The organism is Citrobacter sp. RHBSTW-00017, from assembly GCF_013797615.1.
GTDB classification, from domain to species: Bacteria; Pseudomonadota; Gammaproteobacteria; order Enterobacterales; family Enterobacteriaceae; genus Citrobacter; species Citrobacter braakii.
In genome coordinates, this window is the sequence record NZ_CP056899.1 from 3,719,848 (window position 1) to 3,731,931 (window position 12,084).

The 12,084-nt window shown below is 54.4% G+C and carries 10 protein-coding genes and 1 pseudogene; 4 read left to right on the plus strand and 7 right to left on the minus strand.

The window, feature by feature from the left end; genetic code table 11:
- Positions 1–54 precede the first annotated feature (54 nt).
- Positions 55–378: pseudogene (locus HV037_RS18110) on the plus strand (MGMT family protein); the annotation flags it as partial.
- Positions 379–409: 31 nt separating this feature from the next.
- Here the strand turns inward: HV037_RS18110 and HV037_RS18115 are convergent.
- Complete coding sequence (locus HV037_RS18115) at positions 410–979, minus strand: YbaY family lipoprotein (protein WP_016152063.1); 570 nt, start codon at positions 977–979, stop codon at positions 410–412.
- Between the two features lie 212 nt (positions 980–1,191).
- Here HV037_RS18115 and tesB point away from each other — a divergent pair, with 212 nt between their 5' ends.
- Positions 1,192–2,052: an acyl-CoA thioesterase II gene (gene tesB, locus HV037_RS18120; RefSeq protein WP_016152062.1), complete on the plus strand. Its 861-nt coding sequence runs from the start codon at positions 1,192–1,194 to the stop codon at positions 2,050–2,052.
- A gap of 49 nt (positions 2,053–2,101) precedes the next feature.
- Here the strand turns inward: tesB and amtB are convergent, their stop codons facing one another.
- From amtB to decR, 5 genes are all read right to left on the minus strand, one after another.
- A complete protein-coding gene (gene amtB / locus HV037_RS18125) occupies positions 2,102–3,388 on the minus strand; it encodes an ammonium transporter AmtB (protein WP_008783954.1) in 1,287 nt (428 codons plus the stop codon).
- Between the two features lie 31 nt (positions 3,389–3,419).
- Positions 3,420–3,758 carry a P-II family nitrogen regulator gene (gene glnK / locus HV037_RS18130; protein WP_003021657.1) on the minus strand — a complete coding sequence of 113 codons (339 nt, stop codon included), beginning with the start codon at positions 3,756–3,758 and terminating at the stop codon, positions 3,420–3,422.
- Between the two features lie 256 nt (positions 3,759–4,014).
- The gene (locus tag HV037_RS18135) at positions 4,015–5,793 is read right to left on the minus strand and encodes a SmdB family multidrug efflux ABC transporter permease/ATP-binding protein (protein WP_181545562.1); all 1,779 of its coding nucleotides are present in this window, start codon (positions 5,791–5,793) and stop codon (positions 4,015–4,017) included.
- Entirely contained in the window at positions 5,786–7,558 is a 1,773-nt protein-coding gene (locus HV037_RS18140; RefSeq protein ID WP_016155869.1) for a SmdA family multidrug ABC transporter permease/ATP-binding protein, read from the minus strand. The genes HV037_RS18135 and HV037_RS18140 overlap by 8 nt, the downstream gene beginning before the upstream one ends.
- Positions 7,559–7,602: 44 nt before the next feature.
- Complete coding sequence (decR, locus tag HV037_RS18145) at positions 7,603–8,061, minus strand: DNA-binding transcriptional regulator DecR (protein WP_016152059.1); 459 nt, start codon at positions 8,059–8,061, stop codon at positions 7,603–7,605.
- Positions 8,062–8,177: 116 nt separating this feature from the next.
- On the opposite strand from decR, the gene HV037_RS18150 reads away from it, so the two are divergent.
- Entirely contained in the window at positions 8,178–9,233 is a 1,056-nt protein-coding gene (locus tag HV037_RS18150) for a PLP-dependent cysteine synthase family protein (RefSeq protein ID WP_152692699.1), read from the plus strand.
- A gap of 50 nt (positions 9,234–9,283) precedes the next feature.
- Here the strand turns inward: HV037_RS18150 and cof are convergent, their stop codons facing one another.
- Positions 9,284–10,102 carry an HMP-PP phosphatase gene (gene cof / locus HV037_RS18155; protein WP_016152057.1) on the minus strand — a complete coding sequence of 273 codons (819 nt, stop codon included), beginning with the start codon at positions 10,100–10,102 and terminating at the stop codon, positions 9,284–9,286.
- 217 nt (positions 10,103–10,319) lie between these two features.
- Between cof and HV037_RS18160 the strand changes: the two genes are divergently transcribed.
- Positions 10,320–12,020, plus strand: coding sequence for an SgrR family transcriptional regulator (locus tag HV037_RS18160; protein WP_016155866.1), 1,701 nt, complete (start codon positions 10,320–10,322; stop codon positions 12,018–12,020).
- The last annotated feature ends 64 nt before the right edge of the window (positions 12,021–12,084 follow it).

Below are 12,084 nucleotides of genomic sequence, written 5' to 3' on the forward strand. Positions count from 1 at the left end.
TGTGCAATGCGGCTTCACTCCTTCGCCATTCGGCATTATGCTGGAGGATTAGCGCAGGAATAAATGATGGATATACAGGACTCTTTCCCCCAACGCGTCTGGCAAATTGTCGCTTCAATCCCCGAAGGTTTCGTCACCACGTATGGCGATGTTGCCAGGCTTGCGGGATCGCCGCGCGCTGCGCGTCAGGTAGGCGGCGTGCTTAAGCGTCTCCCCGAAGGCAGCACCCTGCCCTGGCATCGGGTGGTCAATCGCCACGGGGCCATTTCGCTGACAGGTCCCGACCTACAACGACAACGTCAGGCGTTGCTGGCTGAAGGAATAGTGGTTTCAGGAAGCGGACAGATCGATTTACAGCGCTATCGCTGGGTGTACTAACCCTCTCCAGGCGGAGAGGGTTACAACGACCTTAGTACTGCGTGGGAGCCGGAACCGCAGATGACGGATTCACCTGGGTTGGTGACGTTGACGGAACCGTGGTAGTAGCCCCACCGCTCGCCTGAACCGGTACTGCTGTTTGCTGTACCGGGACCAACGTCAGGTCGGCTTTAGTCCCACCCTGATTGATGACCGTCTGAACGGTATCAGTAATAAAGACCAGTTTATCATTTACCGTAATAGCCGCACTCAGCAGAATACGGGCGTTAGGTTGAATATCTGCCGGGTTAAACGGTAATACAAAGCTGAATGGCGCTTGTTTACCTTCAGTACGAACCGCTTTCTGCGACAGCACTTTTGACGGCGCATCGGCCAGTGAAGCATCTGACAGCGTAACGGTTAGCACCGCATCGGGTGGCAAGGCCACTTTCTGACGGATCCATACTGTACCGGAGACATTTGGCTGCTGAATTTTAGACTGTGTGTCAGAAATTGACGTATTAGGGCTTGGCGCAGGTGTCTGAATATCAGCGCTTTTATCGGCACAGGCCGCCAGAGCGACTGCAACCGCTAAACCACTTACCATGTGCACGAGTTTCATTAAATTCTCCTTATCATCTATGCACCAGCGAGAACTTTCCTCGCCAGAAGAGTGGTTAACAAAAACATAACGTGACTAAGTGTGGCACAAGACAGCTATTTTTGCCTGTAATAGGCCAGTAATTCAGACAATTGCACCCATCGGACCACTTTTAAAATTGCGTTATACTCTGCCTACCTCGCTGCGACATCGATATCACCTGGAGAGCACGTATGAGTCTGGCACTGAAAAATTTGCTGACATTGTTAAATCTGGAAAAAATTGAAGAAGGACTCTTTCGGGGCCAAAGTGAAGACTTAGGGTTACGTCAGGTTTTTGGGGGACAGGTTGTCGGTCAGGCGCTATATGCCGCAAAAGAAACCGTACCGGAAGAGCGTCTGGTACACTCTTTTCACAGCTACTTTTTACGCCCCGGCGATAGCCAAAAGCCCATCATCTATGATGTGGAAGTCCTGCGTGATGGTAACAGCTTCAGCGCGCGCCGCGTTGCCGCGATCCAGAATGGTAAACCCATTTTTTACATGACTGCCTCTTTTCAGGCACCGGAAGACGGATTTGAACATCAGAAAACCATGCCAGATGCGCCGGGTCCCGATGAGCTGAAATCAGAAACGGAAATTGCCCGCTCAGTGGCGCATTTGCTGCCGCCGCTGTTGAAAGAAAAATTTATCAACGATCGTCCGTTGGAAGTACGCCCTGTCGAGTTTCATAACCCCCTAAAAGGTCACGTCGCACCTCCGACGCGCCAGGTATGGATCCGAGCTAACGGCGTGCTGCAGGACGATCTGCGCGTCCATCAGTATCTGCTGGGTTATGCCTCAGACCTGAACTTCCTGCCTGTTGCGCTGCAACCGTATGGGATTGGCTTCCTGGAAAAAGGGATTCAGATCGCCACCATTGACCATTCCATGTGGTTCCACCGTCCGTTTAATATCAATGAATGGCTGCTGTATAACGTCGAGAGTACTTCGGCATCCGGTGCCCGGGGCTTTGTACGCGGAGAGTTTTATACCCAGGATGGCGTGCTGGTCGCTTCTACCGTACAGGAAGGGGTAATGCGTAATCGCAATTGAGAATTACCGGATGGTGGCGCAAAAGCGTTGCCATCCGGCAAATTGAGAATCAGGCGTTGTAAGCGTTCTCGCCGTGACTGTTTACATCCAGACCTTCGCGCTCCTGCTCTTCCGGTACGCGCAAACCAACCGTCATATCCGCCAGCTTATAGCCAATGAAAGCCACCACGCCAGACCAGACGATGGTGATCGCCACGCTTTCCAGTTGCACCAGCAGCTGATGCCCCATGGTCACGCCCTCGGCAAAGCCCACGCCTCCCAAAGAGCTGGCAGCGAAAACTCCGGTCAGGATACAGCCGACAATGCCGCACACGCCGTGAACGCCAAACACGTCACACGGATCGTCCACACGCAGAAAACGCTTCAGCATGGTCACGCCCCACAGGCCTGCCAAACCCGCAACGACACCGATTATCAGCGCGCCGCCGACACCGATGTAGCCACATGCAGGTGTTACGCCCACCAGACCCGCAATGGCACCAGAGCAGGCGCCCAGCAGAGACGGTTTACCACGCAGCGCCCATTCACCGAAGATCCATCCGAGGATGGCTGCAGCGGTGGCGACCACGGTATTGACGAAGGCCAGTGCGGCGATTTCATTTGCCGTACCCGCTGAACCAGCGTTAAAGCCAAACCAACCAATGTAGAGAATAGCGGTACCGGTGAAGACCATCGGCAGGTTATGCGGTTTAAAAGCTTCTTTGCCAAAACCGACACGTTTGCCAATCAGATACGCGCCTACCAGACCGGCAATCGCCGCGTTGATGTGCACAACCGTTCCGCCGGCAAAATCCAGCGCGCCGTGGGAAGCCAGCAAGCCGCCGCCCCAGACCATATGGGCAATGGGGATGTACGACAGCGTTAACCATACCACCACAAAAATCAGCACCGCGGAGAAGCGAATACGTTCAGCCAGCGCACCGACGATTAGCCCAACGGTGATGCAGGCGAACGAGCCCTGAAAAGCAACGTGAATGTACTGGTAGAAGCTCCCCGTTACTGCCGTCAGCGCAATATTCTTCAGCAATACCCAGTTGAAGTTGCCGAAGAAATTATTTCCTTCGCCAAAGGCCAGTGAGTAGCCATAAACCACCCATAAAATACAAACCAGAGCAAATGTCACCGTAACCTGAGTCAGCATCGACAGCACGTTCTTACCGCGAATCAAACCGCCGTAGAACAGCGCAATGCCAGGGATGGTCATAAACAGCACCAGCGCGGTACAGATCATCATAAAAGCGTTATCCGCTTTATCCGCAACCGCCGGTGCCGCCATCGCCAGTCCCGGCAGCAGCGCCAGTGAAGCAATACCTGTTTTCATCGTTGCTATCTTCATTTTTTGGTTTCCTATCACTGTGTGCCAGACGTTACAGTGCGGCTTCGTCGGCTTCGCCGGTACGAATACGAATCACACGTTGCAGCTCGGCGACGAAGATTTTGCCGTCGCCAATTTTTCCGGTGTATGCCGCCTTACTGATGACATCAATCACGCCATCCAGTTGGTCGTCGGCAATCGCCACATCAATCTTCACCTTCGGCAGAAAATTGACGCTATATTCAGCCCCACGGTACAGCTCAGCATGACCTTTCTGTCGGCCAAACCCCTTCACTTCGGTGACGGTCAGCCCCTGAATACCAATAGACGACAATGCTTCACGGACGTCTTCCAGTTTGAACGGTTTGATTACCACGGTAACCAGCTTCATAGATCCCCTCCAGTCAGAATTCAGTAGTGGCTGCAGATACACGAGAGGAATATTGCAAGGGATGTGCCAGAAATGAAAAAGGCGGGATGATTCAGGTTCTCAGGGTACTTCCGGGAGAGAAAAAGAAAAAACGCACTATAACGGTGCATAGTGCGTTACATTTTTGCACCAGATTGTTGATTGCCGGATGGCAGCGTAAACGCCTTATCCGGCCTACGAGACCGCGCAGGCCCCAGACCGGATAAGCGCCGCGCCATCAGGCGATAACAGAATCGTCTTGCGTACTGGCGGCTAACTCTTCACCCGCCAGCTGCAGCTGATACATCTGCCAGTAACGGCCTTGCGCCGCGAGTAATTGCTGGTGCGTACCACGCTCAACCGCCTGACCGCGATGCAGCACCAGAATGGTGTCCGCATCGACAATCGTCGATAACCGATGCGCAATCACCACCAGCGTGGTGTGTTCACGTACCGCCGCCAGAGCTTGCTGAATGGCCTGTTCAGTACCGGAGTCAATACTGGCCGTCGCTTCGTCGAGGATCAACACCTGTGGCGTTTCAACCAACACCCGCGCCAACGCCAGCAGCTGTTTTTGACCAACGGAGAGATTATTGCCCTGCTCGCCCAGCCGGGTATGAATCCCCTCGCTCAGACCTCGCGCCAGTTCTGCCAGTTGCTCGGTCTCCAGCGCCTGCCATACCCGCTCTTCTGAGATATCGCGGCCCAGCGTGACGTTCGCCAGGAAGGTATCTGCCATCACCACCGGATCCTGCTGCACCATGGCGATGCCCTGACGTAACGCACCGTGGCTCAGTGAAGACAGCGGCCGTCCATCAAGGCGGATTTCCCCCTGCGTCAGCGGGTAGTAACCCATCAACAGGCTGGCGAGCGTGCTTTTACCACTGCCGGTGTGTCCGACCAAAGCCACAAAGCTGCGCGAAGGCACGGACAAACTGATATTTTGCAGCACCAGATTGTCGTCGCGATAGGCAAATGAAACGTTATCCACCTCAATGTCCCCGCTCTTTAGCGGCCGCTCATCTTCACCATAGCGCTGACGTGGCCCATCCATCAGTTCGAACACTCGCTCACCGGCGACAACCGCCTGCTGCAGCATTGATTGCTGAGTGGTCAACTCGATCAGCGGTTCGTTCAAACGGCCGAGGTAGCTGATAAACGCGTACAGCACGCCAACCTCGATCGAGCTGCCAGAGGTAAAACTGAACAGCATCAGCAATCCGCAGAGGATCAGCGCCGAGAAAAGGCTAAGCAGCGGGCGCAACAAAAAACCATCCAGTCGCAGGGTCTGCATACGCGCCATATAGTGCGAGCGGCTTGCTTCGCCCATTCTCTCGCCAAATCGCGCCTGCTGGCGGAACTGCTGGATAACACTCATGCCGTTGATGACTTCGTTAAAGCCATCGTTAATATCCGCCAGATAAGCGCGAACCCGGCGCACAATCGGGGTGCTGTAGCGTTGATAAATCACCATCACCACCAGCACGGCCGGGAAAATGGCCATCGCCACTAACGCCATACGCCACTCAAGGCTGAACATCGCTACCAGCATGGCGCCAATTAATGCCGCGCTGCGCAGGACCGTTGCTACCACCGTCACGTACAGGTCGCGAATAACTTCAGTGTCGTTGGTCACGCGGGAGATTAGCTGTCCGACGGGTTGAGTATCAAAGGCGCTGAGCGGCTGGCGCAGCGCAGCGTCCATTACGTCGGTGCGCAACTGTTGTACTACGCCAACTGCCGCCTGGTTAAACAGCAATGACTGCGCGTAATGCAGGCCAGCCGCCAGCAGTTGCAGACCGATATATGCCGCAACCAGCCCGGCGACCATCGCCAGCGGCAGATTATTCTTCGCCACCATGTTATCGATAAAATAGCTAATCAGCAGCGGACCGCTGACTTCCGCCGCAGCTGCCACCCACAGCATGACTACCGCAATAGCCAGCTGTTTTCGCCATGGAGAGCCATACGCCAGCAATCTTTTCAGGGTCGGCCATAATTGCCCAAAACTACGCATTAGCCGCCTCCTCGTTTATCTCTGGTGCATCAGTCAGCGCCGCTTCCAGTTGCTGATAGCGGTACATATCGCGATACCAGCCAGGCTGCTGCACTAACGCATCATGCTCGCCGCGCTGGGCAATATGCCCATGCTGCATCACGATAATCTCACTGGCTTCCGTCAGGGCCGATAAACGGTGGGCGCTAATAATGACGGTTCTGCCTTCGCCCCACTGGCGCAGGTTATGCAGGATCTGATGCTCGGTACGACCATCTACCGCCGACAGCGCATCATCCAGAATCAGGATTTCAGCGTTCAGGAGTAGCGCTCGAGCGATAGAAATACGCTGTTTTTGCCCACCAGACAGCATCACCCCACGTTCGCCCACTTCGGTGTCGTAGCCCTGCGGAAGACGTAAAATATCCTCATGAACGCTGGCAAGGCGTGCCACATACTCGATCTCTTCCTGCGTGGCCTGAGGGCGTCCTAACGCGATGTTATTGCCAACGGTATCCGAAAACAGGAATGGCGTCTGGCTGACAACTGCCAGCCGGCTGCGCCAGCTATCCAGTTGTAATCGCGTTAAGGGGATATCATGAAAGCGCACATCGCCGTGGGTGATATCAAAATGACGCTGAATCAGCGACAGCACCGTACTTTTCCCCGCGCCGGTAGGCCCACAAATACCCAACATCTGCCCAGGTTTAAGCTGGAAGTTCACATTTTCCAGCGCCGGATGTGCCGTTTGCGGGTAGCAAAATTCACGAATCGCCACCGCCAGCTCTCCACGCCCTTCCGGTACCGGTTCAGTGCCGTCATCCACCACCGGCGCTTCAGACAGCATGGCGCGAATACGGCTGTACGCCGCGCTGCCACGTTCGACGATGTTAAACATCCATGCCAGCGCCAGCATCGGCCAAATCATCAAACCGAGATACATCATAAAGCTGGTGAGCTGGCCGAGCGTCAGCGAACCGTGCACCACCATCCAGCTTCCCCCAGCAATCGCCAGTAGGTTAGCCATGCCAATGGCGATATAAATCGTGGGATCAAAGCGGGCGTCAATGCGCGCCACGCGCAGGTTTTTCTTACCGGTATCTTCGGCATCGGCGGCAAATAATGCCGATTGCCGATCCTCCAGACCGAAGGCCTTGATCATGCGAATACTGGTCAGGCTTTCCTGAGTACGGTCGTTGAGACTGGAAAACGCCGCCTGCGCCAGCTTAAAGCGGTTATGCAGTCGATCGCCGTAACGTTTGATCATCAACGCCATCACCGGCATCGGCAGCAGCGCAATTAACGTCAACTGCCAGCTTATCTGCGTTGACATCACGATCAGCACCGCACATCCCATTACCAGCGAATCTACCAGCGTCAGCACGCCTTCTCCGGCGGCAAATACGACCCGATCGACATCGTTGGTCGCACGCGCCATCAGATCGCCCGTGCGGTGACGCAGATAAAATTCTGGATGCTGGCGACTCAACTGACGGTAATAATCTTCCCGCAGCTCAACCGCTAGTTGGTAGGATGCGCCAAACAGCAGCACGCGCCAGACATAGCGCAGCAAATAAACCACCACTGCAATCAGGGCAATTGTTCCCACCCACATCAGCAGTCGCTCGGTGGTGAAGCGTTGAGTCGTCACGCCATCCACAATGATCCCGACCACTTTCGGCGGAATAAGCTGAAGGATAGCGATGATGATAAGCAGGGCCACCGCCCCGAGGTAGCGACGCCACTCCCGGCGGAAGTACCAGCTTAATTGAGCAAATAATCGCACGCGTTATGTCCTGACAAGATTTCCGGCAATAAGCGCCGGGAGAGTTATTCAATAGGGAGAGCAGTTGTGTATTTAATCTGTTCCATCGCAAAGCTGGAGGTGACGTCAGACAGGCCCGGTACGCTGTTCACCAGGCGCTTATAAAATTCATCGTAGCTTTTCATATCGGCGACCTGCACTCGCATCAGGTAATCATATTCCCCTGCCATACGCCAGAACCCCAGAACCTCCGGCATACCGGTGACTTCGGTGACAAAGCGGCAATACCATTCACTGCTGTGATGCTGAGTCTTAATCAGCACAAACGCGGTCAGCCCCAGCCCCAGTTTTTCTGGATCTAACAGGGCGACTCTACCCAGCAGGATACCGTCATCCTCAAGCCGTTTGAGGCGTTTCCAGCAGGGGGTGGTAGTCAGATTAACGGCATCTGCTAACGCCTGCAAAGAAAGGGTGCAGTCCTGTTGCAGTAAGCTAAGCAGCTTACGGTCAATTTTGTCTAACATATCCACTCCACAGAGAAGAATTTTCTCCTTACATTCTATTTTAAAGGCTAAATGGCAACAATTTTTTCCGTGCTTTTCGCTATTCTTGGCACAAAATGACAAATGGATATCTATTAATTATGAATAGCTCCTGGGTTAAAAACGCCATCAATGAAATCAACGCGGATTATCAGCGTTCTGCGGATACGCATCTCATTCGTCTGTCGCTACCGGCGTTCCCGGGCATTCAGATCTATTTAAAAGATGAGAGCACGCATCCCACCGGGAGCCTGAAGCATCGTCTGGCGCGTTCACTGTTTCTGTACGGATTGTGCAATGGCTGGATTAAAGAAGGCACCACCATCATTGAATCATCGTCCGGTTCAACGGCGGTCTCCGAGGCTTATTTCGCCCGACTGTTAGGGCTGCCGTTTATTGCCGTCATGCCTTCCTGTACGGCGAAGCGTAAAATTGAACAGATTGAGTTTTACGGCGGTCGCTGTCATTTCGTGGAAAGCGCCTGTGAAATCTATGCGGCCTCTGAACAGCTGGCGCGTGAGCTGAACGGTCATTACATGGACCAGTTCACTTATGCTGAGCGCGCTACCGACTGGCGTGGCAATAACAATATTGCTGACAGCATCTTCCGCCAGATGCAGTGCGAGCCCAACCCCGTCCCCCGCCATATTGTGATGAGCGCCGGAACCGGCGGCACCTCTGCAACCATTGGCCGCTATATTCGTTGTCAGGGCTACGATACTCGCCTGATGGTGGTGGATCCGGAAAACTCAGTCTTTCTGCCCTTCTGGCAGGATCGCGATGCAACGTTACGCAGCCCGGTAGGAAGCAAAATCGAAGGCATCGGCCGCCCACGTGTCGAACCCTCCTTCATTCCTGACGTAGTCGATGAAATGCTGCGCGTGCCGGATGCCGCAAGCGTGGCCACCGCACACTGGCTGGAAACGCAGTTGGGCCGCAAAGTCGGCGCTTCAACTGGCACCAACATGTGGGGAACGCTGCAACTTGCCGCCCGTATGCGCGATGCAGGAGAAAGCGGTTCACTGGTCACGCTGCTGTGCGACAGCGGCGAACGCTATCTTGAAACCTACTACAACCCGCAGTGGATCGACACGCACATCGGTGATTTAACGCAGTGGAAAGCGGAACTCACCCGGCTTCTGAACACCCATTAATGGGATAAAAAAAAGCCAGACGCGAAGTCTGGCTTGCTGGAAGGGATCTCTCATTCGGGGGAATAAGGTAGATGCGGATTGTCCAGCCAATGCGTCAAAAAGTGTGACACCGCCTGATTTCGGCAATGCCCAATCACCGACAAATGCGGCAGTTCAGCAATCAGTTGTGGCATCGCGTTACCCATAATCAGGCCGCGCCCAACGCTACCTAACATTTCGCGATCGTTCATGGCATCGCCAAACGCCATACATTCGGCCATTGAATAACCTAAGTGGTCGCTTAGTACCGCCAGCGCCGATCCTTTGTTACAGCCCACCGGCAGCACCTCAAGGCAATCAACCGCGGAAAAACAGAGATTTGCCTGCTCACCCAGCGCCTCATTCAGTTGAATGCGTAATTGGATCAGGGAGTCATGATCCCCACAGAAACAGACTTTCGTTACCTGATGAGCCGGGATACGTTTCACATCGACGATCTGGTAGCGAAATCCGCTATACACATGCGCCTGTAGCAGCGATGGGATCTCTTGTCCGGTGAACCAACCGTTGTCATTAAAGACATGCATGCTGGCTGTAGTATCCCACTTCTGATGTAACACGATATCCGCCACAGTCGGATCCAGATCCTGACGGTGCAATACATCGCCCTCAACAGAGTGAATGCGCGTGCCGTTACCCGTGATCAAAAAGGCGTCCAGTGAGATAGAACCCAAAATATGGCGCATCTCCAGCACATGGCGGCCGGTGGCAAATGTCAGGGTGATCTCGCGTTCACGCAGGCGCGCCAGCGTTGAAAGCGTTTCGTCACCTAAATGGTGATTCGGCATCAAAAGGGTGCCATCCATATCAAATGCAGCCAGACGAGCCATTTCTTTCTCCACACTGTGACGCGGTTAACTTGTGATTCAGTATTACCTGAGATATACGGAAGTAATAGTGAATAGATAAAATGAATTGTTCCGGGTTTATTACACAAAATCATTCAAGTTGCATCCAGGCGGCAAGTGAATGAACGTCCAGGAGCATGCAGTGACTGGGGTGAATTAACGCCGCCAACAAAGAGGCAGCTTGAAGGATGACGTGTATATGAGATTGTTGAATCGCCTGAATCAGTACCAACGCCTGTGGCAGCCTTCGGCGGGAGAACCGCAGTCGGTGACCGTCGGGGAGCTGGCAGAACGCTGTTTTTGCAGCGAGCGCCACGTGCGTACCCTGCTGAAGCAAGCGCAGGATGCTGGCTGGCTGGAGTGGCACGCCCAGTCGGGGCGTGGGAAACGCGGGCAACTGCGCTTTTTGGTGACGCCAGATTCGCTACGCAGCATTATGATGGAGCAAGCGCTGCAAAAGGGGGAGCAACTTAGCGTACTGGAGCTGGCTCAGCTGGCGCCGGGAGAATTAAGAACGCTGCTCCAGCCGTTTATGGGCGGGCAGTGGCAAAACGACACGCCAACCCTGCGCATCCCCTATTACCGCCAGCTCGACCCTTTGCACCCTGGATTTCTCCCTGGTCGCGCAGAACAACACCTCGCCGGACAAATATTCTCGGGCCTGACCCGGTTCGACAGTGTTACGCAACGCCCCTGCGGAGATTTAGCCCACCACTGGAATATCTCCGCCGACGGCCAGCGCTGGGATTTCTATATTCGTTCCACCCTGTACTGGCATAACGGCGATGCGGTCAGCAGCACACAGCTACATCAACAGTTGCTGAAGCTGTTAGAGCTACCCGCGTTAAACAAGCTGTTTATCAGCGTAAAGCGCATTGAGGTGACGCATCCCCAGTGCCTAACCTTTATTTTGCATCGCCCCGACTTCTGGCTGGCGCATCGTCTGGCAAGCTACAGCAGTCACCTGGCACATCCCGAACTCCCGTTTGTTGGTACCGGTCCGTTCCGGTTGACGCTGTTTACCCCAGACCTGGTGCGCATCGAGAGTCACGATCACTACCACCTGAGTCACCCGCTACTAAAAGCCATTGAATACTGGATAACCCCGCAGCTTTTCTCCCAGGATTTGGGCACCAGCTGTCGCCATCCGGTTCAAATTGCAATTGGTAAACCCGAAGAGCTTCCCATGCTAAGCCAGGTAAGCAGCGGGATCAGCCTCGGTTTCTGCTATCTCACGCTCAGAAAAAGCGCGCGGCTGAATACGCAGCAGGCCCGTCGCCTGGTCAATATTATCCACCGCTCTTCCCTGCTACAAACGCTTGACGTGGATGAAAACCTGATCACGCCAAGCAATGCGCTGCTGCCGGGATGGATGATCCCCCAATGGGATGAACTGGACGACGTGCCGCTACCGGAAAAACTTACGCTGGCCTATCACCTGCCGGTAGAATTGCACGCCATGGCTGAACAGCTTCGCCAGGCGCTGGCGCTACTCGGCTGTGAATTAACGCTTATTTTTCATAATGCTAAAAACTGGGATGGCGACCATCCTTTAGCCCAGGCCGACCTGATGATGGGCGACAGGCTGATTGGCGAAGCGCCTGAATATACCCTCGAACAGTGGCTGCGTTGCGATCAGCTCTGGTCACATGTATTGAGCTCGCCGGCATATACTCATCTGCAAACCACCCTGGATGCCCTGCAAATCCAGGCCGATGAGGACGATCGTCATGCGGCTTTACAACACGTTTTCGCCTCGCTGATGCATGACGCGACCCTGACACCGCTGTTCAATTATCACTATCGTATTAGCGCTCCGCCGGGCGTGAACGGCGTACGCCTGAATCCTCGCGGCTGGTTTGAATTTACCGAAGCCTGGCTACCGCCCCCGTCGGCGTGAAGAAGCTGGTCGGCGACACGCCCAGGCGCTACCATAAGGGTTTCGTTATTTGTCAGGAAAAACC

Coding starts and splice junctions, on each gene's coding strand:
- HV037_RS18115 (WP_016152063.1), bottom strand. CDS start 979: ATGAAACTCGTGCACATGGTAAGTGGTTTAGCGGTTGCAGTCGCTCTG.
- glnK (WP_003021657.1), bottom strand. CDS start 3,758: ATGAAGCTGGTTACCGTGGTAATCAAACCGTTCAAACTGGAAGACGTC.
- decR (WP_016152059.1), bottom strand. CDS start 8,061: ATGTTAGACAAAATTGACCGTAAGCTGCTTAGCTTACTGCAACAGGAC.
- tesB (WP_016152062.1), top strand. CDS start 1,192: ATGAGTCTGGCACTGAAAAATTTGCTGACATTGTTAAATCTGGAAAAA.
- HV037_RS18160 (WP_016155866.1), top strand. CDS start 10,320: ATGAGATTGTTGAATCGCCTGAATCAGTACCAACGCCTGTGGCAGCCT.
- HV037_RS18135 (WP_181545562.1), bottom strand. CDS start 5,793: ATGCGTAGTTTTGGGCAATTATGGCCGACCCTGAAAAGATTGCTGGCG.
- cof (WP_016152057.1), bottom strand. CDS start 10,102: ATGGCTCGTCTGGCTGCATTTGATATGGATGGCACCCTTTTGATGCCG.
- amtB (WP_008783954.1), bottom strand. CDS start 3,388: ATGAAGATAGCAACGATGAAAACAGGTATTGCTTCACTGGCGCTGCTG.